Origin of the sequence: Streptomyces sp. NPDC059788, from assembly GCF_042732265.1 — a bacterium.
Lineage (GTDB): Bacteria > Actinomycetota > Actinomycetes > Streptomycetales > Streptomycetaceae > Streptomyces.
Genome location: NZ_JBHWHY010000053.1, coordinates 46,470 through 70,872, shown reverse-complemented (window position 1 = coordinate 70,872; position 24,403 = coordinate 46,470). Strand labels below are relative to the sequence as shown.

Here is a 24,403-nt window from a genome sequence, read left to right as displayed (position 1 = left end):
GCCCCGGACCCGATCGGGTCCGGGGCGCTGCTGCTTGGTGCGGCTCAGGCTTCGACGTACGACACGATCGTGATCTGCCGAAGGGCGGTCACGTAGTAGATCACCCGGACCCCGTCGACGTCGTCCACGTAGTCCCGCAGCAGGGTGTCGGGCACCGGCGTGCCCAGCTCGGGGTTGACACTGATCGCGACGATCGCGCGGTCCAACCGGTGCGTCTCGGCCGCCGTCAGCTTCGCCAGCTGGCTCAGCGCGGGCTCCACCAGGACGACCTGGGACCGGCGCGGCCCGTGCTCAGGCGACACGGGGCTGCTTGCCGGCGAGGCGCTCCAAGTGGGCGTCGCGGGCTTCCTCCCACAGCACACCGGACTCCGCGGCCGGGTAGCCGTTCTCCGCGATGTCCTCCAGCACCGAGGCGAGGGCATCGACCCGGGCCCGCTGGTCGGCCGCGTAGGCGCGGACGGACGCGGCGGCGTTCTCATCGAGGGGCTGACGGTCGGGCGCGGGGGCCGGCTGCTGGCTCATCCGGGGCTCCTGGACGGGTTGCTGGCGTGTGTCCTCACGGTAGCGCCGGGGCGGGGCGCTCCGGGACGGTACGGACGAAACCCGGCCCCGGGCCCAGACCTGGCTGGGCCCGGGTTTCCGGGTCCGCACCGCATGGTGGGTCCGCCGATGACCCGCGCCAGTCAACAGCGATCGATTGTCAGCTAGGGATGATCGACGGCGCTCTGTGACAGCTATGGATGGCCGCGCAGGTCACGAGGTCGACGGGTGGTCCGAAACTGAGTAGTGCCGCCGACCGTCCGTGCAGGGCCAAGGCGTAGCACTCCAGGTGGGAGTCGGGCGCTGAGGCGTACGCGCTGCCGTGCAGCGTTCCGACCTGGGCGATCGCCCTTTCGTGGCACAAAAGGCGTTCCGCCAGCCCTCGGTGGCACGCGATCAACGCCCGCTGGCACGGGTCAGCCGACGGCGCGGCGGCCGAGCAATGGGCACGGGGCACCGCGCGGGTGTCACGCTGTCACGCTGTCACGCGGAATCCGCTCAGGACGGGGGCCAGGGCCCAAAACCGCCGAGAGACACTGCCATACCGGGCATTTGGGCGCCCGTTGTCACGCGGCCGGGCGGCGGCGTGACAACGGGCGTGACAGGGCGGTGCAGCGACGCGGCCTACCACGCGGCGGCGCCGGTCCGGGTGAATCAGAAGGAATATCGGCCGCCGGGTCTGCGGGGCCGCTAGAAAAAGGACATGGCAGACGACGACCCGTGGATGGTCGATGCGGTGTGGCGGGCATCCGACCTGACACGGGCCTACCTCACGCAGGACCGCGCCCGGGTCGCGGGCTGCCTCGCGGGCTTGGACACCGGACGGCTGGAGCGGGTCCTGGTCTGGCTGGTCCTCGAACACGACGAGCTCTTCGACAGGCTGGGGGAGCCGTCCATGGCGGTGCGCGAGATCGACGCGGTGGCGGCCCTGGCGCCGGTGGAGACCGAACTCGCGATGACGACGGCCGTACGCCGGGTCGCCGCGAAGGAGGCGGGGCTCACCCGCGCGGTAGCGCGCCTGCCGCCCCTGGACCAGATTCACGCCATCGCGATCTGCACCGTGGTCATGCTGCTGGAAGCGCTCGGCCGCAGCCGCGCCCTGGACCAGCTCGATGCAGAGACCGCGCACTACGAGCGGATGGGACACCCCCGGCCCTACACGATCACGTGACCGCCCGGCCCCTGTTCCGCTCAGAGGCCGGACCGGGCGGATCAGGCCGCTGCTCCAACTTCGTGGTGACCATCGAGCGTGACTCACCGTCATCGGTCGGACGTTCACCTCGCAGGCTGACAGGTTGCCCCCAGAAACGCCTTTGCCTGGGGATCTGCGAGGTCAACCCCACGGGCATTTCGGGCAAACGGTTCATTCGTTCCCCCAGTCCCCCAGCCTGCCTCGCAGGGTGCTGGGGGACTGGGGGAATGCGCAGCGTGACCGGTCACGGCACGAGCCGAATGAGCGGGCTGTGGCAGTCGCACTGACTGCAGGCGGTGCAGCCGGCGCACTGCAGACAGAAGGAGCGCGGCCAGGGCCCGGGGCAGCGGCAGATGGGGTTGTAGTCGGGGTCGTCCTCGCCGGGGTCGAGCGTCTCGCCGAACGGCGGCTCGGTCCAGGAGATGACCCGGCCGTCGGCGAGCAGGTCCTCGTAGTGGTGACCGGTGGCGCTGTGCTCGCTCCAGGTGGCCGCCACCGCCTCGTCCGGCGCGCTCACGCTGTGCCGCCCGTGACCGGGCCCGCGGGCATGGCGAGGGCGTTGTTGAGCCAGGCGGCGAGCGCGTCGGTGGCTTCCGGGTCGGCCCGGGCGAGACGGCCGGCGAACTTCAGCTCGCCGTCGGCGGCCGGGGCGCCGGTGCGGGCGAGCGCGGTGAGCAGGGCGGCGTGGGCCCGCACCGGCGCGGGCAGCGAGCCGACGGCCGCCGTACGCGCGGCCGGGTCGGCGTAGTGGCCGGCGAGGGCCTGCGCCAGCCAGCCGTCGACCACCGGATGGTAGTCGCCTCGGTGAACCAGGAAGTCGCGGGCGGCCTCGTCCCCAGGCTGGCTCACCACGGTCCGGTCAAGTCGGCCGGCTCGGGCGAACGCGGCGAGTTCGTCGGCGCGGACGGCGAGCTGCCGCTGCTGCTGGAGGCGCTGCTGCTCGGCTTCCGCGACTCGCCGGTCGGTGGCGAGCTCGTCCTGGACGACGGCGTCGGCCTTCGGGTCGTACGTCCCGCCGGTGGAGGCGAGCAGATGCGCGATGCGCTCCCACTCGGCGACTTCGGCCGGCCCGCGCTCGTCGTCGGCCAGGTCCTCGCGGTCGCGGTCGATGTGCTGCTGCAGCCGGGCGTCCTCGAGCGCGGCCGCGGCCTCGGCAGCGGTCATGCCAGTGGCGCGCCGGCGGACCGAGCTGCGGCCCGCCTTCGCCCGGTCGGCCGGCTGACGGAGCGCGGCCGCGCCGGGCGCGGGAACGCGGGAACGGCGGGAGCGGGGCGCGGGGGTGCTCACACGAGCCTCTCAATCGTCACAGGAAAGGGACGGAAATCAGGGCCGGCCGTGCACGGGCGCGGCGGTCACAGACAGGTTTACCGCAGCCGTGAATTCCGTGCTGCTAAAACTCGATGGTGAGCCACTCCACGTCCGTAAAATTCACCTTCAGGCGCGCGCGACCGCCACCGCCTTGCCGGAAATAGGCGTCCGCGATGGCCTCCGCGACCGCCTCGTGGAGATCGGCATCCGTCGCACTCTCCTCCTGCGCCGCCAGGATGAGGGCCGCGTGGGAGGGGGATACGGCGATGCTGAGGTCCCGTGGCCGGGCGTCGTCCGAGGACCCGTTCGCGGTGAAGCCGAGGGTGGCCCGGAAGGTGATGACCAGCCCGCCCGAAGACACCGCGCGCTGCCTCGCCTGCGCTCTGACCTGCGGTTGCCACTCAGATTCGGTCTCGTGGATCAGGGTCTCCTGGAGCCGCTTGTTCGGCTTGGCGGAGGCCCCCGAGAGGTAGCGCTGCACCGTCTTGCGGGAGACGCCCAGGCGCTCGGCCAGGGACTTGGTGGAGCCCCTCTCCCGCTTGTGGAGGAATTTCATCTGGGCTCGCGCTGATTTCGGCGCGGGCCGGGTGAACAGGGCGCGCTCCGCACGGGCGAGACCATCCATGATCTTGGCGTGTGTCCGGGCCACCTGCTGCGCCTTCTCCTCGTCAGTCATACGAGCACTCCAGCGGAGCAGACCTGTGGACAGAGGCCGCCGTCGACAGGGCGCTGCTGCGGCTGGCCCTCACTCCTGTGGGCGACGGCGCCCTGGTGGGCGGCGACGGACGACCGCTACGTTCCTCTGGACTTGGTGACCGAAGGGGGAGGGGCAAGGGGTGAGCGAGCGGGGCGCGTTACGGAGCCTGCGGGTCTTGATGTGGGTGCTGATCGCGGTCGAGGTGCCGGTGTACCTGACGTGGCTGGTCGATGTCGGCTACCGGGCCGGGCAGCGCCTGGAAGAAGGTGACTTCACCCGCTGGGCGCCGCCGGTGCTGCTGCCGCCGGCCGCAGTGCTGTTCTGTGTGGCGGCCGGGTGGACGTGGTGGCTGAGCGTGATCACACGGACCCGGTCGGCGCTGCGCGAGCCGTGGATCCTCGCGACGCTGGTGTTCGTCGCGGTGACGTCGCTGCTCTGCGCGCTGCTGGCCGCGGACAAGCCGACGGTGGGCGTCGGCCTGCTGAGTGCGGCGATCACCGGACTCGGGATGATCGGGCTGTTCTTCATCCCGGCCGCCTCCTCCCGCCAGCTGCCCGACGTCATCCGCCAGCGCTCCCGCCGTGCGGCCGCCCCGGGTGAGACGGACTCGCCGTAGCCCGGTGTCCGGCCCGGTCCCGATTGCCCAGGGTGCCGCTTCAGGGACACGCCGCTGATGGAAAGAGCTGTCCGATTCGCAGCTCGCGATGGCCGAACTCTTCCTCGTCCCGCAGCCGTCTGCGCAGGCGGCAACAGGAGCGTCCGCGTTGTGTGTCAGGTGCGCAACGAGCGGACGATGGGGCCGGGCGCACGGCCAGTCTGCGGGGATGGACAAACTGATCGATCTGGCCAGCACGCTCGCCTCCGGAGCGGTCATCGCCGTTCTGGCGTCGTGGCTGACCAGCCGTGCCCGTAACCGCCAGGAGCAGCAGGCCGAGATCGGTGCCCTTCGGGTGCGGGCGGACGCGATGACGGTGGCCGTAGTGGAACTGCAGGCCGCGGCCGCCGCCAACCGGCTGCTGTGGGAAGGGCCGGCCGAGCGCGCCAAGACGTTCCTGCTGGCCCTGATGGCCTGCGCCGGCGGCACCGCCCGGGCCCGGGGCGCAGGCGGAACGGACGCACAGAGCGTCCAGGTGGGCTTCGGACGCGCGGCCGAGCTGCTGAGCCGGGAGCGGGTGGCCAGCAAGCAGAGCGCGGCCGCCGTGCGGGAGCCGCTCACCCGGGCCGCCACCGCCGCCGGCCCGCTCCTGCGCTGCTCCAACCCGGCCGTCGTCACCGCCACCGAACAGCTGCTGAACGCTCTGGCCGACGTGGAGGACACCGCGCGCCTGGAGGCCGCCCTGGAGGAGTTCGGCCGGGCTGTCAACGCGGCCACCGCCCCGCGGCTGTCGTGGTGGGCACGTCGCCGTACAGCGCGGACGAGCTGATCGTGACGTACGGGCCCTGGCCGATGGTCCAGGGCCTTTGGCCGAGCAGTAGTCGAGGGGTTGGAGATCGCTTGCACGCGTTGGTGGAGTCTGCGCAGCGGCGGCAGCCGGGCCTGGTCTACCGCCGCCACCGGTAGAAGAGCGTCTCGCCTGGCTGTGCTCCCAGACGCATCGGGGTGCCGGCCAGCACCGTACCGATATCGAGCATTCCCCCCGGGGCCAGCACGGTGAAGCCTCGCCGCTCGTAATACGGTCCGAGGCCGCGTCGCGTCTCGAATTCTCCGAACAGCAACAGGTAGTCCAACTGCCAGTGGATCTGCACGCAGCGCTTCAACAGTGCCGTTGCGGTACCTCGTCCGCGGGCGTCCTCGCGCACCGCGAGCGCCTTGATCTTCGCGTACTTGAGCATCGAGATCAGGTCGTAGGGCATGCTCCCCGGCAGCCGGCTGGCCATCCCGGCGATCGCGCCGGAGGGAACGCTGAGCAGTGCCCCCGCGAGCTGCCCGTCCCGGTCCTGGGCGACCAGCGGCAGCGACAATGCGGCTGCGGCCGCCTGCAGTTCGCCGGCGGCGGCAGCCCGGACAAGTCGTTCGGTCAGCTGGGCGCTGCCGAGTGCGTCCCGCAGCCATGTCCCGCAGCGTCCTTCGGCGAGCGCTTCGAGATGCCCGGTCTCCAGATCTTCACTGGCGGTCTTGAGCAGATCGGTGACCACGGCTGCTTCCTCCGGCACCGCGTACCTGATCCGTGTGCCGCCCGGTCCGGGTAAGCCCTCCACCAGCTTCTGGGCCGTCACGCGCGAGAGCCCAGAGGACGGGCGCGCCTTCTTCCTCTTCTTCTTCGCCATTCCCGAGGCCTACCCGTCCGTCAGCGGATCGGCACGTCGCGCCTGCTGCCTCGTCCCTGGCAGCTTGCAATGCCGGTGTGGTCGGGTAGCCGGAGATCAGCAATGGTCTCCGGCTACCCGACTACAGCCGGGGACGAGGTGCTCGGGCGGGCGCCTGGCCTACAGCTCGATGTCGATGCGCTCGACGTCGGTGAACTCCACCCCCAGGCCGTTCGCGCGGGTGTTGTTGGCGCGGAAGTACATCTCGGCCAGCCCTTCGGCGGCGATGCGCTGCATCTGCTGCTCGCTGGCTCCCTGCTCGCGGGCGGTGAACAGGCGGTCCGCCCAGCGCGGCGGCAGGGCCTGGGTGATGTCGCGGGTGCGGGCGTCGTCGGTGGTGCCGGGCGCGGCGGTGAACCCGAACCTCGCGCGCGTGCTGACGACCAGGCCGCCGGTGGAAGCGGCCTTCTTGCGGGCCTTGGCCCGCACCTGGGGCTGCCAGCGCTTCTTGACCTCGCGCTCCAGGCGGCCGCGCAGCTCCTGGCGGGGCCGCTTGAGCTTGCCGGCGACGTATCGCTCCACCGTGCGCTGGGAGATCCCGAGTGCCTGCGCGGCGGCCTTGGTGCCCTTGAGCTGCTTGACCAGGTACTTCATCTGCGCCTGGGCACTCTTGGGGGCGGGACGGGTGAACGCCCCTTCCAAAGCGCGGTCCAGGCTGTCCCCGAGCGTGTCCACCATGGCCTGCTACTCCCCTTCGCCGGTCGTCGGTTCGGTGCCCTTGATCAGGTTGGCGATGTTGAAGATGCCGCCCGCCTCCTCGAACTGCTGCTCGGCCCACAGAACCGTCTGGGTGCCCTGGTGCTTGACCATCCCCGGGGAGACGCCGAGCCGGAACGTGCCCGGCGCCGGCTTGCCCTCGGCCGTGTGCGGCAGGACGTCCAGCGGGGACGGGCCGGGTGAGGGGTAGACGATGGCGTCGGTGCCGATCGCCACCGGGTACAGGCCGGCCGCCGCCGCGGTCTTCATCAGCTTGCGGTGGATGCCGATGCGCTGGCTGGCCAGCACGGCGGCCCGGATGTCCGGGCGCCAGGTCTCCCGGGAGAGCGCCGGCCACGGCTCGTAGTAGGGCACCTGGCCCCGGCTGCGCTGGCGCAGCTTGCCGATGCCGCCCTTCGCGGTCGCTTTGATCGCGGTTTCCAGCAGTGCCATCGTCGGGTCGGCCTGCTTGCGCCGCGCCATCGCCTCGAGGAACTCGCTCTCGCCGAGGTCGGTGGTGACGCCGAGGTCGGCCATCGTCTGCACGTACGCGTCGCGCAGCCGCTTGTACCAGGGGTCCAGGTAGCGGCCGGTCTGGGTACGCACGTATGCCTCGATCGGGGCGACGTCGAAGCCGAGCTCCACCGCGTAGGCGACGGTGGGGGTGGCGTACCAGGCCGGGCCGGTGGGGCGGTCGCCCTTCGGTGTGAACGGAGAGGGCAGCCGGTCGCCGTCGAGGGTGCGGCCGTTGACCTGAGCGCGGGACAGGTCGACGTGGCTCAGGTCGACCAGCCAGGAGCCGGGCAGCGCCGGGTCGAACGTCGGGTTGCCGGTCAGGCGGGTCGGTCCGTTCAGCCCGACGGTGAGTCCGTTGGCGGCCGCGGCGAACGACATGTTGATGTCGACGGCGACCAGGTACCGGTGCATGCACTCCTCGTCGGTCAGCGGCCGGCACCAGTCGTAGGGCTCCTCCATCAGCATCTCCGCCGGAGTGCGCAGGTGGTGCCGGGCGAACTTGCCCTTGAGGATGGGGTGCTCATCCGGGACCTCGCACTCGACCATGTCGTAGAGCTGGGTGAGCGCGTCGTCGTTGAAGGCCCGCTTGAACTCGCCGGTCGCCGGGTCCTTCTCCGCGCGGGTCGGCGGGCGCAGCGCGACCATCAGCTCCAGGCCGGTGACGGCGGTGGTGCCGCGCGGCGTCATCACCCGCTGCGCGTACGTACCGAGGTAGCGGGCGAGGTCGGCCGGGTGCAGGGTCGGCAGGAGAGGGTCGTCCTTGCGGTCCCACTCGCGCACGTCCAGGGCGTTCCAGGCCGGGATGCACAGCTGGACGCAGTTGCGCTTCGAGCCCTCGGCCGGGCGGTAGATCCGCGCCCACGGTCCGAAGCCGCGCTGGGTGAGCTGCCACTTGGCCTTGGTGAGCTGCTTGACCACCTTGTGGCCGTCCGGGAGCCGTCCGGCGCGCTGCTCTTCCTGCGACAGGGCGGCGGGCAGGCCGTAGCGCTCCAGCGCGGCCGCGGTCAGCACGAGAACCGGGTCGGCGTCGCGGCCGTTGCGGTGCAGACGGGCCTGTCCGAGCCGGGCCTCGGCCAGCGTCCACTCGACCAGCGACGGCAGCGACTTGGCGGGCACCTCCAGGACCAGGCCGCCGACGCAGTACGCGAAGACCTGGCCGTCGGAGTCGGCGTCGACCACGGCCAGCGGGCCGTTCTCGAACCGCGGGTCCGCGGCCGGGGCGGCCGGATTCTTCGCCGCCTTCTTCGCCCCCGGGCGCCGGGACGACGCGGCTGGTTTTTCGTCGAGCGCCCGGTCGATCGCAGCGTCCGGGACCGGCGGCACACCGGCTGCCGGGGCGGGCGCGGGGGGCGGTTCCGGGGCCGGGCCGGTGAACGTCTCCGGGGCCGCGGGCGCGGAGGCAGTGGTGGTTGTGCCAGTGGCCGGGGCGGGGAAACGGGCGGCGAGGCCCTCCAGCAGCCGGGCGTACGCGGCACGCTTCGGCGGCCGCGGCTCGGTCTTGCCGGTTTCCCAGTTGCCCACCGCCTCCCGGCGGGCGTTCAGCGCGGCGGCGATCTGCGCCTGGCTCAGACCGGCGGCCTCGCGCAGACGCTTGCGCTCCGCAGGGGCCGGCAGATCATTCTGTGCGACTTGCTCCAGCAGCGCATCGACGGCGCTGAACAGCGCGTTTTCAGTGGACACAGAGGTCACCTCCAGTAGACAGCATAGCGGAACGCGCATTCAATCGCGCTCCTAATCGCGCTTGGATCGCTCAGTGGTGGGAGGGCAGCACGCCGACGAAGAAGCCGTGCAACATCCGTTGGGCGGGTACCAGGACGGCATGGGCCCGTATCGACGGACAGGCGGCTGCCTGGCGGTTCGGAAAACAGCGCCCCTGTCGAGATGAAGGTCGGCACACTGGCCTGGTGACTTCCTGGCTGCACCGCCGCTGGTTCGGGCTCTGGTCCCGTCTGCACCGCGACTTCGACGGCACCGACCCCAGCGCGAAACGGACCGCCCGCGTCGTCTGGGCACTGCTGACCGGGGCAACCTGCCTGGTGCTGGGCCGCGCAGCCACCTGGACAGCCAGGGCTGTGGGCGCATCCCCGGCTCTGACAATGTGGCTTGCCGCGTGGCTCCTGGTCTCTGTGGTCACCGTCGCGCTGGTCGCGGTCGGTGCCGGACCGGGCCGCACCCGTCGGTCGGCCATGACCACGCTCGGTCTCGTGACCAGCGCTGTCCTGCTGATAGCGCTGTCCTGGCCGTCTTGACGCCGGCTCCGTGCAGCAGCCTGCCCGGTCAGGCAGAAGGGTGCCGTCTGGTGTCGCCGCCGCTGCCGTGAGCTGCTCGGCGTCCTGGTTCCGGGCTACGCCGCCAACTCGGTCATGCTGCTCAGCACCCGGGCCCGCAGCAAGCCGCTCAAGGGCTGGCAGGAGATGCTGGCGTACATCCTGGCCGTGCTCGACGGAGCCGGGCCGGAGTCTGCTGACCTGCGCTGACGGATCGTTGTCAGTGGCACCGTTCACCATGGACGGTCACCAGCGAGTTGACGGTGACATGGGGGACGTATGCCTCAACACGACGGCGGCCGCGAAACACCCGTAGCCGGGCCCGGCAAGTCCAGCCAGTGCGGGGAGACATGGCCGGGCACCCCAACGCCCCGCTGACGCCGGAAGGGCGCCGCCGATTATGCGAGCGCGTGGACGGAGGACGTCCGATCGCGCACGTCGCGGCGGAAGCCGGGATCTCCCGCCGCTGCTTGGCCAAGTGGTACGCCCGCTGGCAGGCGCACGGCGAGAACGGTCTCCTCGACCACTCCTCCCGCCCGGCCACCAGCCCGGCCCGCACGAGCGAGCCCCTCGCGGACCTGGTGGAGGCGCTACGGCGGCAGACCAAGCACGGGCCCGCGCGCCTCGCCGCGGACCTACAGCGACTGCACGGCGTCACTGTTGCGCCGGCCACCGTGCACCGCATCCTGGTGAGGCGAGGACTCAACCGGCTCCGCGACCTCGACCCGCCGACCGGCGAGCAGCTGCGCGAGGTCATCCGCTACGAGCACGAGCGCGTCGGCGACCTGGTCCACGTCGACGTCAAGAAACTCGGACGCATCCCCGAGGGTGGCGGCTGGCGGATGCACGGCGTCGGTACCGAGGCGGCCCGCGCCTCCAAGCGTGCCGGGCCCGGCACGGGGAAGGTCGGCTACACGTACCTGCACTCCGCGCTGGACGACCACTCTCGGCTGGCCTATACCGAGGCCCTGGAAGACGAGCAGGCCGTGACTGCGGTCGCCTTCTGGCACCGTGCCGTGGCCTTCTTCGCTGCCCACGACATCACAGTGATCCACCGCGTCCTGACGGACAACGGCTCCTGCTACCGCTCCCACGCCTGGAGGGACGCCGTGGCCGCGACCGGTACGAAGCACAAGCGGACGCGGCCCTACACGCCCCGGACGAACGGGAAGGTCGAACGCTATAACGGCACGCTCGCCCGTGAATGGGCCTACGTGCGCGACTACACCTCCGAACGTGAACGACGGGCGGCGCTCGCGGACTTCCTGAACTACTACAACCACGAGCGTCCACACGCCGCACTCGGAGGGCGACCGCCGATCAGCCGGACCTCCGGTAGCGACTACCGCGTCACCTTCGACCAGCCGCCGGAGCCGCTCACCACGATCCCGCAGCAACTTGCGTTCGAGGACCTCGTGTAACCAACGTCCTGAGACACCACAGGTCGCTCATCACGGCACCTCCTGTCGTTGCCCCCAGTGTGCCGGGTCGACGGTCCTTTGAACCGGGTATAGCCGCACTCCTGGATCATTTCGTCCGGCGGTCGGCGGCGTCCCGATCCGTTCTGATCTTCAGCCAGTGCGCCCGGGCAAGGGCTTTTTCCTCTGGGTGGGCGGCGAGGCGCACGTCATCCAGGCTGCCTGTGGATCTACGTCTGGCTGCTTTCTGGTGAGGCGGAGCGCTCGCCAGGTTGTGACGGGGCGAGCAGCCAACGACTGATGGTGAATCCCGCTAAGGAGGATGAGGGCCTAGACAACTTCTGCGCTTCCTTCGTGCGGCTGGTCAAGCTGCTGTTCGCGCTTACGCTGCTCGACCCTCAGGAGTTCGATCTCCTTGGCGAGTTTGGCCAACCTGATCGACTCATCAGGGTCCTCGTAGGGGTAAATACCCAACTCGAAAGCCGTGGCGTGACGCTCCATGTCGTCCGCCGTTTGCTGGAGATAAAACGCCCGCTCCCGCCACTTGTAGTACCCCGTGAAGCCTGCTGCTGCACCTACAGCGAAGGTGATTCCCATGGCCCAGTACTTGAGAGGCGCTGGAGTGTCGGCGAGAGCGGTGACGGAAGTTCCCCCAAGCGAGCCAATAATGATCACGGTTTGAGCCAAATTGTGCCTCCTCCTGTATTTTCTTCCATCTTTACGGAGGCTGTCGAGTTCTGACGGAATAGAGTCTTTGTAAGAGTACTGGCGATCTTCTACCGGAAGTCCGAGCTGGGCAGCATCCAGCAGGCGCAGCTCTTCTGCCGCCTCGAGTTCAATCTTCAGGTCGCGTGCCGCCTTCGCATAGAGGGCGCGCCCTGGCCCCTCACGTCCATTAGCTCGCTCTCGCTTCTTCGCCCTTTCTTCCATCGTGCGCACTGCCCAGAACGTTCCGGCACTGAGCGCGAAGACGGGAATAGCAATCTTGTTTGCCAGGGCCATAGCGGACCAACCGACGGCCACGTTCGCGACAATGAAAGAAAAGAACAGGACGGTAGCTAGAATTCCAGAAATCCAGCGGGTTAGCGTTTGGGCTCTTCTGATCCGTAATGCTACCCGAAGCTCGGCGATATTTTTTTTGTGTTCAATGAGGCGTTCGACCCTGCTGGTTGTATCCTGCCGTGCAGCCCTCATCGGCATTTCCGCCATTTCTCTCTCTTGAGGTGTAAATCTTCGGAGCGGGAGAGGCGGAGGAGTTTGCCTGCGTATATTTTCCGCTTCCGCAACTGCGTTGCCCGGCGGGAAGCCGGCATCTCCTCCGCGCTGGATAAGGTGAGTGTTCCTCACCACCGAGATGACAAGGAAGGCTCCACCGGCGACGCCAGCAAGCATGACCAATGAGCCCACGCCGACGGCAATGAGAATCGGATAGGCGTCGCCCAAGGCTCTCCCCGTTGCTCCATGTCCACGCTGCCTGTCGTGACCTGACAAAGCGATGAACGCAGAGGGTAGTTATAGTTCGACGTTGGAGAGGCTTGAACGCCGGATCCAGCCACGTAACCGGCGGGATCTCTTCGGGGCAGGCTTCGTGCAGTCATCCTGGACGCCCGTACCGTCGCTCTCCCCCCCCCCGCGACGTGGCAGTGACACGGCCACAAAGGCCCGGCCGGCTCCCTCAACCGCCGTCCGGCCTCCTCGCCAGCCGTTCCAGCCGGCCCGCGCAGTTCGGCAACCGCATGCCCCCGCCGACACCGGCGCGGAGGCATGCTGGACCGACCCGCCCGCTACACCGTGTTACTCACTTTTTTCAGGTTCTTGCGCTTCGGGATGCCGAAGGCGGCGCCGTACTGCTCCCCGAACTGGACGGTGTACTCGTACGCGATGTTGTTGGCAAGGGGAATCGAGCGGGACTGCGAGCCTCCGCCGCTGATCGTGTCGTTCATCGCGGCGTCCTTCCACTCCCTGACCGACGCCTGCTTGAGGGTCAGCGAGAGGGAGTCCAGATCGATGGTGTCCCAGTTCTTGTGGATGACCAGGGCAACGGCACGAAGCATCATCCCGTCCCACGTCGTCGGTTCACGGCCCCAGGAGTTGAGGACCGTCGTCAGCGTCCTGGGAAGCAGGCCATCCTGCGGCTCACGCATCCCGTTGATGACCTTGAGTGCCTGGATGGCCGCGATGCCATCCTTCGAGGTACCGCTCGACACGTGGAGACCGCAACTGAGCACATCAGCGTCGATCTTTACGGCCTCGATCTCCCCGGCGGTCACCGCCACCTTGAAGTTCTCGTACGGCTTCACCGCGCGACGATCCCGGTTGGCCGCGAGGAACAGCTTGGCCTCCTGCTGCATGGTCAGCCCCTCGTAGACCATGCAGTCCCGCGGGAACTCTGGCCCCTCTTTGCGCCGAGCGACATCGTTGGAGTGCTGACCATCGAGGACGTAGTCGCCGTCCGCACGTCGCGAGACGAGCGCCGGGAGCAGCACCTCGCGGTCCCAGATCTTGAACAGCTTGTTTGCCCACTTCGGTTGGAACTGCCTCTGGGCGTTCATCTTGGGATCGACCTTCATGCGGCCGACAGGTATGGCTTCGTAGTACTTGCGGGGCTTGGGCACGCGGGTATCCCCCCTGCGGGCAGAGCCGACTGAGTGCCCGTCACCGTACGCGGAACTTTTTCCGCGCGTGAGGGTTTCTCAGAGGTTCCCTCAGGAAGTCGCTGCACGGTAACGGCGCCCGCGTCATCACGCCGCCTCATGCCACCTCTCCGGCCGACTGCCGAGGGTGAGGGGTGGCCCCGGCTCGTTCGGCGCGGGCCCGGCGCAGCGCTGCGACCTCGGTCGTCGCGGCTTGGCGGCGGCGCTCAAGGCGAACCTGCTCGATCGGGGCCAGTGCATCGTCCGGAACGGCGTCGGGGTCGGAGAAGGACCGGCGGGACAGCTCCCGCATCGCGACGGTCTGCCGCTCCGCCGCTTCCGCGATGGCCGGATCCACCCGGCGGTGTAGCGGGGCCGCCTCCAGATGCCCGGAGAGTGCCTGGTGGAAGCCGGGCGATCCCATCTCGCGTGTCTTCACCGGAGCCTGCGCAGCGGTCGGCGCGGCGGCCGGGGCTTCCGGCGCGGTTCGGGGCGCGGGCGCGGCACCCGGGGGCAGGATCCGCACCGTGCGCACCGCGTCGGTGCCGGCCAGGCTGTTCGCCGTGGCGATGATCCGTGCGGTGATCAGGCGCAGCTGCGTCGCGTACGCGGGCGAGTCCGGGCGCAGGTCCAGCTGTCCGGTCTTCGCGTGGAAGGCGACCGCCTGGACGTGCGCGGCCAGCTTCGGGGAGAGGCCGGCCGCGATGTCCGGCCACTGGTCCAGGACGCTTCCGCCGGCGGCCGGGACGTCCCCAGGCCCGGTCGGCCACCAGGGCCTGGAGCACGGCGGCGAACCCGGCCGGCTCCCGGCCGTCCCGCCGCACCGTCGTCCCCATCCGGCGCTTCGCCTTGCGGGTGCCGCCCTCGCCGCGGGCCTTGGCGGCCTCACGCGCCTGGCGCAGCGCGACCCGGGCCAGGTCGACGCCCGACAGCTCCGGGGCCGGCTGCTCGCTGCTGCTGGTGGCGGAGTTCCGGGTCTCGGTCATCACGGCCTCCTACCGGTGTCCCAGGGACATCCGCACGCATCGGACGGGGATACCCGCTCCTGCGGCCAGCCGGGCGATAGCGGGCAGCGGCGCACCCGGGGTGCAGAAGGTGAGGCAGAGCTGAGGGCCCTGCGCGACCAAAGCGCGGTCCCGGGCCCATACGGCGCCTTCGCCATGCGCAGCGTGGTCGGCCGGGTGGGCCGTGACGTATACCGGGGCGCTGGTGCTTGAGGTGGCGGCCGTGTGAGCCGCGGCCCACCGCGCAACCTGGTGGTCGAACCCGGACTCGCCCAGCAGTTGAAGCACGACCCGGTGTTCCGGGCCGAACACCTCGATGACGTCGTGGCGGGTCTCCAGCAGCACGTCCGCAACCAGCTGTTCGTCGGCGAAGTCGTCGGTCGCCACCGCCAGGACCACGATCCTGGGGCGCACGGAAGCGAGCAGACCGCTCAACCGCGCCTCCGGCACGATCTCGTTGATCCGCGCCAGGACGGACTTCCAGATCAGCCGCAGCTGAGTGCTGTACGCCGGATCGCAGAGCACGTGCAGCCGGCGCTGCGCGTCGATGCCCAGTGGCTCCACCCGTGCCGCGAAGTTCTCGGATCGAAATGCCGGGCTCCACCAGCCTGCCGTGTCACCGAACCACGCAGGCCGCTCCAGCTCAGGGATCTCGCCGTCGTTCATCAGGATGCCTCCGCATCGGACAGAGCCAGTTCCTGGACGAGGTGGCGCGCGCAGACACTTCGTGTCGGCAGAGCCTGACGGCCACACGGCGCGCCGCCCGCGCCCGGGCAGGTCACCGGCCCGGACGGGGTCTCGGGAACGCCAGGCGAGGCCGCTGCCAGTGCAGCGGCTTCCTCACGGCACAGCTTGCACAGACCGTCCTCGAGGGCCCGGCCGGTCAGCATGATCCGCGCACCGCAGTCACCGCAGGAGCCACGCGGCGGACCGTCCGGCACCCGCTGCTTGACCACGGCCGGGGCCGGCCGGGCGACCGAGTCGTCCACGCACGCTACGCAGTGCCCCGACGGGCCAGGGCGGGTGCCGTGCTCGGGGCACAGGCCCTGAGCGACGCGCTGCTCGCGCTGCCGGGCACACCGGGCGGCGGCCTTGTCCTGGACGACCTCCGCGCAGATCTCGCATGCAGCGCCGGTCCGCCAGATCACTCCGGCCTCGCAGTCCTGGTAGCCGCAGCCCCACCGGGGCAGAGCCACCCCCAGCAGCCAGCGGCCCGGGTCCTGGATGTCGGTGCGCATCACCTTGGCCAGCCGGGAGGTGAGCCGGTGCTGCAGCCGCTCCGGGTCGGTGCCCTCGCGCAGCTGGCGTCCCACCTCACGGGCCACCTTCCGCGCCACGAAGTCGTTCACCTGCTCCAGCAGGCAGTGCACCGGCTCCAGCACGGCGTAGATCTGCGCGGTCATCACCAGCCGCGGGCCGTCGTACGACGACCGGGCCACGGCCCCGTCCCGGCTGCTGCGGATCTTCGGCTTCGAGAGGAAGGGCTGGTTCTGTTCACCCGCGCGCAGCGCGAGACCACCGTTGCCAGCAGCTGCCGCAGCTTCACCACCGGCCGAGTTTTCCCCAGGCCCAGCGGCCTTACCCACCTGTACTTCGCCTACGGCGGGTGACACGAACGCACGCCCGTCATCAGGTGAGTCAGTCCTAGGTGATTCCCTATTCGCGAGGGATCCCTCACCAACCGGGGAACCCGACCCCTCACCAACTTGGGAACTGACCGCCTCCTCAGAAGCACTGTTCACGGCCGCCTCAGCGGCCTCCGGCGCAGCGCCGTGACCATCGACCGGCCCGTCCGGACGGGCCTCCGGAGCGAGGTCGTGCGCGAAGTACAGGTTCCGGCCCCGCGCCCCCGCGCGCCGCTGCACCGTCATCCAGCGCGCCGCCTCCACCTCGTCCACGACCGCCGACGCCGCCGTCACCGACAGCACCTGGCCGGCCCTCTTGCCCGAGTGGTGGCGCAGACACGAGGCGAGCTCCGCCTCCGTCAACGCGATCCCCCGCGCCTGCGCGTACGCGACCAGTGCATACACCCGAAGCTGCCGGGGTGTCAGGTCCTCCGCGGCCGCCACTGGCAGCCACACGAACGCCTCGTTACGCGTCATTGCCCGGACCGTGCGCACCGCCGACTGCCCCGTCCCGCCCGGCAGCGTCCGGCGCTCCGACCGCAGCTCCACCACACCGTCCGGGCCCGGGCGGCGCAGCTGCGTCATCCCCCGCTCCACCGACGCGTCCGACAGCCCCAGGTACGACGCGATCGTCTCCGTCCGCGCCTGGCAGCCCTCCGGCCGCGACGCCAGCGCCTTCACCTTCACGTACACCGACAGCGCCACGTCCTGGTAGTACGGCGACCAGACCAGGCGCATCGGCACACGAACCCGCTGCCGCCGCACCAGCCCCGTCGGCGCAGCCATCAACTCCACGACAGCGCTCATCGGCCCACCGCCCCGCCAGGAGCGGTGGACACCGCGAGAGCCGAACATCGCAACGTCGTCTGTGCCGTCATCGGGCTGATGTACGCGCCAAAGCGGACACCCCCCGGAGCAGGCAGAACCCTCGTTTCTTGATCCATCCGCCGACTCTGCACCGGGCACCCTGTGGACAGAGTTCGCACAGCCCCGACTGTCCTCGGCGCTCCCGCACGGTGAGAAACAACTTCGGATCGCGTCCCGCCCCACGGGACCCAGCCCCTGCGGGCAGCGCCGTCGACGGTGCCTTTGATGACCTCCGCGGGCGGGTGCACGAGCTGGCCGGCCGACATCGCGACCAAGCCCTTCGAGGTCGCTCCGAAACAACCGCTCTCGTAGCTTCGTACCGGAAATCCCTCTTCCTGTACGAATCGGAAAAGAAGGGATGAACCGTACGGCGATCCCGTCACACGGGAAGGCCACCGCGCCTGAACCGGGGTGAAACGGACAGGGTCAAGCTGACAGGGGACACCACTATCGGGCACTATGAGAAAGACCGCCTTGATGTATCACTCGGCGTATCACCGGGTGAGTTTCTGCAGATGGGTGGACGAGCCCCCTCCGTGAGGAGTGGGCGGACATCGAACGGGTGAGTGGGACCTCCCTTCCTCCGGTTCGGTGAGCGATACGCCTGGTCGTTGTCAGCGACCGGGGGTGTTGCTTGGTGGGGCATCGGCCGTTGTCAGCGGCCGGGTCTTGCTGGAGGCCCTTGTCGAAGGGGCCGACCCGCTTGTCAAAGGCGGGGATGTTGTTGCTGCTAGAAGTGGCTCGATGAGCCGAGGCTCGGAACCGGGTGTCAAGCCGGAACTGAGCAGCCGATCCGGGGTGTCAAGCCCGGTCGGAGTGAAGGGCCGCGTGAGGCCGAGTGGATTGTCAGTCCGCTCTTCTGGCGCGCGGCCGGTGGCGGTTACGTCACCCCGACCCCCTCGATTCCGAAGGTGGAGTCGGCATGCCCAGAAGCAGGTACGAGATCAGTCCTCATCCGGCACCTCCTGGGCGGCTGCCGGGTATTTCTCGGCCAGCCGACGAAGGAAGTGCGCATACCGGAGGCGATTGCCGCGGTGGGGTTTGGTGAGCCCTGCCTCCCACCGCGCGACAGCGACACGCTGCACGCCGATGGCGTGGGCGACTTCCGCCTGGGTGAGACCGGCCGTGACCCGCAGCTGCTGCCGAACGCGAGGCGATGGGAGCGTGTCGTCATCCACCAGAGCATCAACTCGACGCAGTGGATCCGACATGGCGGCCTCCCCCATAAAAAACAGTTCCTGAAAAGATACACGAAGTGATCTCTGGAACGGAACGCCAATCGGAGTGGCGGCACATGAACCTCCGCAGGTACGGGTAAGCACCGTCACTCCTCCTCCCCGTACAACGACCACTGACTGGTCCGGGCACCCAGATGCTCCGGCGGCCGCGCTCGTGCCGCATCGACGGCACTGACCTGGACCATCCGCTCAGGACAGCCCAGGCAAGGGGCCTCAAAAATAGCGATGTACCGCTTGTCGTACGACACGCCCTCGCAAATCAGGACCGGCGTACCCAGCCCCGCGTGCGCGCACGACTCCGGGTCCACTACCTCCCAGTCGTGCTGGGCTGGGTGCCCAAGGAACAGCCCGCAGGGATAGGTGCTGACCTCGTCGGGCGGACCGGACTCCACAGGGCACATGGCCAGGATCACCAACTCGTGCTGACCCCCACCCCACCGCAGCCACCAGTTGTCGCCCTCAAAGAGAGACATCACCTCGCTGTGGTGCGGGACGCCGTCATGACCGTTCGACAATTCACACCACTGCGCCAGTGAGAAGTCATCGACTCCGGAGCTGGCGTACCGCGGGTCCACGCGTCGGAGAAGCTCGGCTTGCTCCGTGGTGAGCTCGGTCCTACCTGCGCAGTGGACGAACCGCTCAGCCATCACCAGCCCCTCTCGATACCGCGCCACGTGACGGACTGACGCACCTCATGGACACCGGCGTGCCACGCCTCGGTAGGGTCCAGCTCATGCCGCTTGCGCTCTTCGATCTGGACAACACCCTCGTCGACCGGCAGAGCGCCTTCGGTGGCACCGTCAATGTGCTGTGCCGTACACATGGCTTCGACGACGCCATCGAACGGCAGCTGCGCACCGACCTGGCCGACCGAGCCAACCCCCGTGACTTCGCCCGGCTCCACAACGCCTTCGCCCTGACCGTGCCCGCCGACCAGCTTTGGCAGGAGTACCTCGAGCTGATGGCGGCCGCCGTCACCTGCCGACCGGAGGTCCTCAAAGGACTGGCGCAGCTGCGCGCAGCCGCGTGGACGATCGGCGTCATCACCAACGGCGCCAGCGATATCCAGCGGGCCAAACTCGACAGAACCGGCCTCGCCGATCTGGTCGACGGTATTGCCGTCTCCGGTGACTTGGAGATTCGCAAGCCCGACCGGCGCCTCTTCGAACTCGCCGCCTCCCGGTGCGGCGTGAGCCTCGTAGGCGGCGGCTGGATGATCGGAGACAACCCGGCCGGGGACGTCGGCGGCGGCCGTCAGGCCGGCCTGCGCACCATCTGGTTGCGCGGCCGCCCTTGGCCTGCTGGTCTCGCGGCCGCGAACCACACCGTCGACGACGCCACCGGCGCCATTACCGTCCTGCTCAACGACACCCCGGAGTAGCACCGTGGACCACCAGCCGACCGTCGGCATCCTCCACCCCGGCAGCATGGGCGCCGCTGTCGCCGCCTGCGCCGCGACCAACGCGGCCGAGGTCTTGTGGTGCGCGGCCGGGCGCAGTACCGCGTCCGTGCAGCGTGCCGCCCGGTTCGGGCTGTCGCCCGTGGCAACGCTGGCCGAGCTGCTGGATCGCAGCGACATCGTCATCAGCCTCTGCCCGCCGGCCGCTGCCGAGGACCTGGCCCGCGATGTCGCTGGGCACCGCTTCACTGGGGTGTACGTGGAGGCGAACGCCGTCAACCCGGAACGGACCGTGCGCATCGCCGAGGTGCTCGAACCGCACGCGGTCGTCGTGGACGGCGGTGTCGTGGGCTCCCCACCGGTGCGCGGGAAGAACCCGACGCTGTTCGTCTCCGGCCCGGCTACGGCGACCGAGCGGATTGAGGTGCTGTTCGCGGGCACTGCGGTGCAGACGGCCGTGCTGGGCACGGAGGTCGGGAAGGCGTCCGCGTTGAAGCTGGCGTACGCCTCTTTCCAGAAGACCAGCCGGGTGCTGGTGGCGCTCGCGGTCGGGATGGCGCGCGAGCACGGCGTCGACCAGGAGCTCATCGAGGTCGCCTCCCGACGCACCGACTCGTACCTGTCCGAGCCGCAGTACGTCGCCAAGACCGCCGCCCGCGCTTGGCGCTGGGGCCCGGAGCTGGAGGAAGCTGCCGACGCGCTCGCGGCCGCTGGCCTTCCGCCGGAGATGCTGCGCGCGGCCGCGTCCACGCTGGCACGGTGGAACGACGCCAAGGACAGCGAGCTCACACTCACCGATGCCTTGGACCGACTCGCCCAGCCGTAGCCCGCGCTCATGCCGGCGCCGCTCCCGCCCGCCGGACCAGCAGATGGTCGATGAGCCGGGCCGCGTCCTGCGGCGCCGACGCCGTGGTGTCCACGGTGAGGTCCCAGACTATGCCCGGGTGCGCGTCCAGGTCCTCGCGGGTCGCGTCCCACGCTGCCAGGCGCGCCGCGGTGTCGCTGTCGCCGCGCCCCGCCGATCGCTGCTCGGTCACCTCGCGTGGGCACCACAGCAGCACCACCGACCAGTCGGCCGGGTAGCCGTCGGCCAAGGCCCGGATGCCGTCGACCTGCCCGAGGTGTACCACCGGCACCCCGGCCTCGAACGCCGCGTCCAGACCGGGCACGTCGACGACGTATGTGTTGCCGTAGCGGGCGTTCGCGTAGACGATGCCGCCCGCTGCCTCCAGCTCGCGTAGCTGCTCCGCTGTGCCCATCCGGTAGCCGGCCGACTTGCCCGTCCCGACCTTGAGCCGCGCGAACTGCGCGTACTTCGAGTGCAGCTCGGTGAGCGCGGTGGTGACGGTGTCCTTGCCCGACGTCGGCGGGCCGTACAGGATCACGCCTTGGCGTCCGGTCATGTGTTCATCGCCCCCATCGCCTGCCGAGCCTGATCAGCGAGCGATACGGCGGTGCCCAGGCGGTTGTCGACGACCAGATGCGGCACCGCCGGGCGCAAGTCCAAGTCGATGGTCGCCATGTACTCGTCCCACCGCTGCAGCTTCCAAGCGTCCCGCGCGGCGGAGCGGAAGGTGATGTATTCGCGCATCGACTCTTCGTCGCAGCGCACCCATACCGGGAAGACGTCAACGCCCAGTGAGCTGGCGCGGTTCGATAGCCGTTGCATCCAGTCCGTGTCCGTCATCTCCGCGATGAACGGCGCGGAAAGCACGGTGCTGATGCCGCACCGAATGTTCGCCATGGCGGACTGCATCAGGCAGTCGTACTCGAGTGGGCGCACCTGGGTTCGGTAGAGACCGGTGTGGCGGTCGTTCGGGTCACCACCTAGCGCGACCAGCAGTTTCTCCACCAGTGGGCGGGTCAGGGGGTCCTTGTCGAGCAGCGGCCAGCCGGTGAGCTGGACGAAGAACCTGGCCAGCTCGGTCTTCCCGCTGCCGGCGAAGCCGCCGACCAGGATCAATACGGGGCGGTGAGGGTCACCGCCGGTGTGCCGGCGCTTCCAGGCGTCGATGATGCGCTGCTGAAGCGCGAAGTGGTCGGCGTCGCCGCTGCCGGGCGCGATGCGGTGGATTGCCCGTTCGACTGCGAGGACGTGCGCGCCGTTGAGCCGGTCATCCATCGGCGTCAGTTTGAAGGACGTCTCCTCACCAGGCAGCGGGTTCCGAAAACCGAGGTCAGGCTCGGTGGCCCGGTACAGAAGACAGTAGGCACGTCGGTAGTGAGGACCGGGGTAGACCTCGCCCTGCTCGTGCTGCCAGAGAGTCTGCGGATTCGCGGCGGGGATGCCCTTGAGTTTGGCCTGCTCAGCGACCTGTCGGAGGCGTTCACCGGCTTTCTCCAGGGTCAGCCCATGAGCCTCGCGTTGCTCACGCAGCTTGTCAGGACGCCAGCCCGCTCGGTGCTTCCCCACCCTGTGACCCTCCGTGATCGTCATGGTCGTGAGCCTAGAGCCAGGCCCGCAAATCCCATGTGTACGTAGATGTTGAAAACCCGTGAACACGGGTGTGCACGAGCTTCGACAAGGCTTTGTGATGTTGTGATTTGGCGCTTGCGAGTGTGATGGCCCCCACAAGACGACTAGTCATGAGGGGGTTCGAAATGGGCGAGTTGGGATGCTCAGGCATCGAATGCGTACTCCAGCACGTACGCCGCGCTGTCCATGGTCATCTCATTCACTTCGACGGCCTGAAGTTCAGCGTCGAAAGCCGTACGGCACAGCTTGATGACGGGACGCTCCAGGGGCATGGCCAGTCCTTCGGCCTCCTCGGCGACGGGCAGTCGGCATCGGATCTCTTCGCGGAAGTGAGCGGGCGCGTGCCCGATCTCAGCGAGCCGGGCGTATGTGCCGCCTTCACCGGTATCCACGCTCATGATCGCCGTGCCTTCCGCCAGGTTAAGAGGCAGGTACGAGGTCGCGAGCATGACTGGTCTGTCGTCCAGCACGAAGCGTCGCGACCGAGCGCAGACGAGTTCGTTCTCGTCCACGTCCAGCATCCGGGCGATGTGCGATGGCGCGGCCGCGGTGTTCACGCGGACGTCGATCGTGAGGGGGCGCTCCTCGTCAGCGGACCAGATGGACTTGCCAGCGCCCCACTGCTCACGTGCGAGTCGCTGGATGCCGTGACGTCGGATCGGGCGGAACTCGATAACCCGAGCGCCGGCGCCTTTCTTCGTCTCCACCAAGCCCTCGATCCGCAGGATCTTCAGCGCCTGGCGGGCAGTAAGCACGGCGACCTCGTATTGGGCGGCAAGCGCGCTCTCGCCCGGCAGCCGGTCACCGGGACCGTACTCGCCGGACTCGATCGCCGCTTTCAGGTCGTCGGCAATCCGCTGGTACTTGGGCCGCTGTTCGCCCTTGTCATTCGCCATACGTCTCCCTACCTCGTTAGCGATCCTACGGCCGCTGACTATCGAGGGGCCGGCAAGGGCGCCCCAGTGCGCGAGGGAGCCGCCGAACGAGCGTACCTCGTTAACGTGGCTCTTGACATCGCTAACGTGCATCGGTCTACTGGGGATGTGCCGAACCTCGCTAACGAGGTCGGGGCGAAGGTGCCGAAGAGGTGCTGCTTCGCCCTGCCCACTCGCCATCGGGACGCCTCCCGAACGCAACGCATCCGAGAGGAGCACCACTCCATGAACGTCACCCCCCGCCCCGCCGCCAGCTTCGTCGCCATCGAGCGCTTCGACCCCGAGACGCTCGCGCTGTTGGACGAACTGGACGTCGAGATCCCCGAGTTCGGTGGGGTCGACTTGGACGTGGTCTTCGGTACCCCGCTCGAGATGTACGAGGCCGGTGAACTCCCCCACGAGCGCCTCGTGGGCCTGGACGACGACGCGGCGCTGACCGCGATCCGGGACCGACACGACCGGCTGCTGGCGGCCTCGGACATCGCCGCCGACGACCCGAGCATCACCGCCCGGATCCGCGAACGCCTGGTCGACGTACTCCTCCCCTACGCCGAGCAGCTGCGCACCACGCCGTCGGTCGCCGCGCCCCTCCCGATCGCGGCCTGACCTCCCCCCCCAGCACCACCCGCCGGGTCTTCGGACCCGGCTCCCCCACCCGGAACCGCCCCTGCGGGCGGCGCCGGATGCGGGAGCCGGACACGGTCCCGCCAGCACCAACGCCCTGGGTGAAGCCCTCCACCGCGGTGAGTGGATCCCCGGAGTGGCCGTTCTTTCTCAACTGAATCAGTGAACATCCGGCGCTACGACTAGCCGGCGCCTCCGAGCAAGAGATCTGCGGAGGGGTGCCACCAGGTGAGTCCTCTGGTTGAACCGGCCCAGTCCGCAGGGGATGCGGACCGCCAGCCCGCAGGCGAGATGCGGGCCGCCGGCCCGCAGGCGAAATGCGGGACAGGCACCAGCGACAAGCCAGCCCTGCCGTGCGCGCGCAGCTTCGACTGCGATCAGCTTCCGGCGCACCTTTTCCCATGCCGTCCTCACGGGCGGACAAGGATCCGAGCGCGCGGTGAGACAAGGGCGAATATCGCGGGCACGCCACCACCCGATCGGTGGCCCGCGCGGTGAAGACCGCGCACCTTGCTTCAGCAGCCCCGTGCTGCCCAGACGCTCACCAGCTCGCCCTCGGCGGCCTGGTGGGCGGTGGGGAACGCGGAGGACACCACGCACCATGCTCCGCCGCACGAACCGGCCCCGGCTGTGCGGGGCCGCCCCATTCCGCCCGACCGGA

The 24,403-nt window shown here is 69.4% G+C and carries 26 protein-coding genes; 8 read left to right on the top strand and 18 right to left on the bottom strand.

The annotated features are described in order from the left end of the window. Positions 1-44 precede the first annotated feature (44 nt). Complete coding sequence (locus tag ACFV57_RS35090; RefSeq protein ID WP_385240673.1) at positions 45-302, bottom strand: hypothetical protein; 258 nt, start codon at positions 300-302, stop codon at positions 45-47. Further along, a complete protein-coding gene (locus tag ACFV57_RS35085) occupies positions 292-522 on the bottom strand; it encodes a hypothetical protein (RefSeq protein WP_385240671.1) in 231 nt (76 codons plus the stop codon). Before ACFV57_RS35085 ends, ACFV57_RS35090 begins: the two co-directional genes overlap by 11 nt. 721 nt (positions 523-1,243) lie before the next feature. Between ACFV57_RS35085 and ACFV57_RS35080 the strand changes: the two genes are divergently transcribed. Continuing rightward, positions 1,244-1,711: a hypothetical protein gene (locus tag ACFV57_RS35080; RefSeq protein ID WP_385240668.1), complete on the top strand. Its 468-nt coding sequence runs from the start codon at positions 1,244-1,246 to the stop codon at positions 1,709-1,711. 265 nt (positions 1,712-1,976) lie between these two features. Here the strand turns inward: ACFV57_RS35080 and ACFV57_RS35075 are convergent, their stop codons facing one another. The 3 genes from ACFV57_RS35075 to tpg (ACFV57_RS35065) form a co-directional block, all read right to left on the bottom strand. Next, the gene (locus tag ACFV57_RS35075) at positions 1,977-2,249 is read right to left on the bottom strand and encodes a hypothetical protein (protein ID WP_385240666.1); all 273 of its coding nucleotides are present in this window, start codon (positions 2,247-2,249) and stop codon (positions 1,977-1,979) included. Further along, complete coding sequence (locus tag ACFV57_RS35070; protein ID WP_385240663.1) at positions 2,246-2,896, bottom strand: hypothetical protein; 651 nt, start codon at positions 2,894-2,896, stop codon at positions 2,246-2,248. Before ACFV57_RS35070 ends, ACFV57_RS35075 begins: the two co-directional genes overlap by 4 nt. A gap of 226 nt (positions 2,897-3,122) precedes the next feature. After that, a complete protein-coding gene (gene tpg, locus ACFV57_RS35065) occupies positions 3,123-3,716 on the bottom strand; it encodes a telomere-protecting terminal protein Tpg (RefSeq protein WP_385240660.1) in 594 nt (197 codons plus the stop codon). Between the two features lie 160 nt (positions 3,717-3,876). Here tpg (ACFV57_RS35065) and ACFV57_RS35060 point away from each other — a divergent pair, with 160 nt between their 5' ends. Further along, positions 3,877-4,353 carry a hypothetical protein gene (locus ACFV57_RS35060; protein WP_385240657.1) on the top strand — a complete coding sequence of 159 codons (477 nt, stop codon included), beginning with the start codon at positions 3,877-3,879 and terminating at the stop codon, positions 4,351-4,353. A gap of 208 nt (positions 4,354-4,561) precedes the next feature. Further along, positions 4,562-5,161, top strand: coding sequence for a hypothetical protein (locus ACFV57_RS35055; RefSeq protein WP_385240654.1), 600 nt, complete (start codon positions 4,562-4,564; stop codon positions 5,159-5,161). Between the two features lie 118 nt (positions 5,162-5,279). On the opposite strand, the gene ACFV57_RS35050 is transcribed toward ACFV57_RS35055, so the two are convergent. The 3 genes from ACFV57_RS35050 to tap form a co-directional block, all read right to left on the bottom strand. After that, complete coding sequence (locus tag ACFV57_RS35050) at positions 5,280-6,005, bottom strand: GNAT family N-acetyltransferase (RefSeq protein WP_385240652.1); 726 nt, start codon at positions 6,003-6,005, stop codon at positions 5,280-5,282. 159 nt (positions 6,006-6,164) lie between these two features. Then, on the bottom strand, positions 6,165-6,722 hold the full coding sequence (gene tpg / locus ACFV57_RS35045) for a telomere-protecting terminal protein Tpg (protein ID WP_385240649.1): 558 nt from the start codon (positions 6,720-6,722) through the stop codon (positions 6,165-6,167). Between the two features lie 6 nt (positions 6,723-6,728). After that, positions 6,729-8,975 carry a telomere-associated protein Tap gene (gene tap / locus ACFV57_RS35040; protein WP_385240646.1) on the bottom strand — a complete coding sequence of 749 codons (2,247 nt, stop codon included), beginning with the start codon at positions 8,973-8,975 and terminating at the stop codon, positions 6,729-6,731. A 185-nt stretch (positions 8,976-9,160) separates the two neighbouring features. Here tap and ACFV57_RS35035 point away from each other — a divergent pair, with 185 nt between their 5' ends. Together ACFV57_RS35035 and ACFV57_RS35030 are read left to right on the top strand one after the other, a co-directional pair. After that, a complete protein-coding gene (locus ACFV57_RS35035) occupies positions 9,161-9,505 on the top strand; it encodes a hypothetical protein (RefSeq protein ID WP_385240643.1) in 345 nt (114 codons plus the stop codon). A 368-nt stretch (positions 9,506-9,873) separates the two neighbouring features. After that, positions 9,874-10,944 carry an IS481 family transposase gene (locus tag ACFV57_RS35030; RefSeq protein ID WP_385240640.1) on the top strand — a complete coding sequence of 357 codons (1,071 nt, stop codon included), beginning with the start codon at positions 9,874-9,876 and terminating at the stop codon, positions 10,942-10,944. A 327-nt stretch (positions 10,945-11,271) separates the two neighbouring features. On the opposite strand, the gene ACFV57_RS35025 is transcribed toward ACFV57_RS35030, so the two are convergent. The 7 genes from ACFV57_RS35025 to ACFV57_RS34995 all read right to left on the bottom strand — a co-directional run bounded on the left by ACFV57_RS35025 (position 11,272) and on the right by ACFV57_RS34995 (position 18,955). Next, the gene (locus ACFV57_RS35025; protein WP_385240638.1) at positions 11,272-12,384 is read right to left on the bottom strand and encodes an SLATT domain-containing protein; all 1,113 of its coding nucleotides are present in this window, start codon (positions 12,382-12,384) and stop codon (positions 11,272-11,274) included. Positions 12,385-12,725: 341 nt separating this feature from the next. Further along, a complete protein-coding gene (locus ACFV57_RS35020) occupies positions 12,726-13,556 on the bottom strand; it encodes a DUF6551 family protein (RefSeq protein ID WP_385240635.1) in 831 nt (276 codons plus the stop codon). Positions 13,557-13,692: 136 nt separating this feature from the next. Then, on the bottom strand, positions 13,693-14,463 hold the full coding sequence (locus ACFV57_RS35015; protein ID WP_385240632.1) for a DUF721 domain-containing protein: 771 nt from the start codon (positions 14,461-14,463) through the stop codon (positions 13,693-13,695). A 106-nt stretch (positions 14,464-14,569) separates the two neighbouring features. Further along, complete coding sequence (locus tag ACFV57_RS35010; protein WP_385240629.1) at positions 14,570-15,244, bottom strand: hypothetical protein; 675 nt, start codon at positions 15,242-15,244, stop codon at positions 14,570-14,572. Continuing rightward, positions 15,244-17,010: a hypothetical protein gene (locus ACFV57_RS35005; RefSeq protein WP_385240626.1), complete on the bottom strand. Its 1,767-nt coding sequence runs from the start codon at positions 17,008-17,010 to the stop codon at positions 15,244-15,246. The genes ACFV57_RS35010 and ACFV57_RS35005 overlap by 1 nt, the downstream gene beginning before the upstream one ends. Before the next feature lie 1,004 nt (positions 17,011-18,014). Then, a complete protein-coding gene (locus ACFV57_RS35000) occupies positions 18,015-18,281 on the bottom strand; it encodes a helix-turn-helix transcriptional regulator (protein WP_385240624.1) in 267 nt (88 codons plus the stop codon). 113 nt (positions 18,282-18,394) lie between these two features. Then, positions 18,395-18,955: a hypothetical protein gene (locus ACFV57_RS34995; RefSeq protein ID WP_385240621.1), complete on the bottom strand. Its 561-nt coding sequence runs from the start codon at positions 18,953-18,955 to the stop codon at positions 18,395-18,397. 86 nt (positions 18,956-19,041) lie between these two features. Here ACFV57_RS34995 and ACFV57_RS34990 point away from each other — a divergent pair, with 86 nt between their 5' ends. Next, complete coding sequence (locus tag ACFV57_RS34990; RefSeq protein WP_385240618.1) at positions 19,042-19,689, top strand: HAD family hydrolase; 648 nt, start codon at positions 19,042-19,044, stop codon at positions 19,687-19,689. 4 nt (positions 19,690-19,693) lie between these two features. Continuing rightward, positions 19,694-20,533, top strand: a complete 840-nt coding sequence (locus tag ACFV57_RS34985) for a DUF1932 domain-containing protein (protein WP_385240615.1) — start codon at positions 19,694-19,696, stop codon at positions 20,531-20,533. A gap of 7 nt (positions 20,534-20,540) precedes the next feature. Here the strand turns inward: ACFV57_RS34985 and ACFV57_RS34980 are convergent, their stop codons facing one another. The 3 genes from ACFV57_RS34980 to ACFV57_RS34970 all read right to left on the bottom strand — a co-directional run bounded on the left by ACFV57_RS34980 (position 20,541) and on the right by ACFV57_RS34970 (position 23,079). Next, a complete protein-coding gene (locus tag ACFV57_RS34980; protein ID WP_385240613.1) occupies positions 20,541-21,110 on the bottom strand; it encodes a guanylate kinase in 570 nt (189 codons plus the stop codon). Beyond that, a complete protein-coding gene (locus ACFV57_RS34975) occupies positions 21,107-22,144 on the bottom strand; it encodes an AAA family ATPase (protein ID WP_385240610.1) in 1,038 nt (345 codons plus the stop codon). The genes ACFV57_RS34980 and ACFV57_RS34975 overlap by 4 nt, the downstream gene beginning before the upstream one ends. Before the next feature lie 182 nt (positions 22,145-22,326). After that, positions 22,327-23,079 carry a GntR family transcriptional regulator gene (locus tag ACFV57_RS34970; RefSeq protein WP_385240607.1) on the bottom strand — a complete coding sequence of 251 codons (753 nt, stop codon included), beginning with the start codon at positions 23,077-23,079 and terminating at the stop codon, positions 22,327-22,329. 264 nt (positions 23,080-23,343) lie between these two features. Between ACFV57_RS34970 and ACFV57_RS34965 the strand changes: the two genes are divergently transcribed. Next, entirely contained in the window at positions 23,344-23,724 is a 381-nt protein-coding gene (locus tag ACFV57_RS34965; RefSeq protein ID WP_385240604.1) for a hypothetical protein, read from the top strand. Positions 23,725-24,403 lie beyond the last annotated feature (679 nt).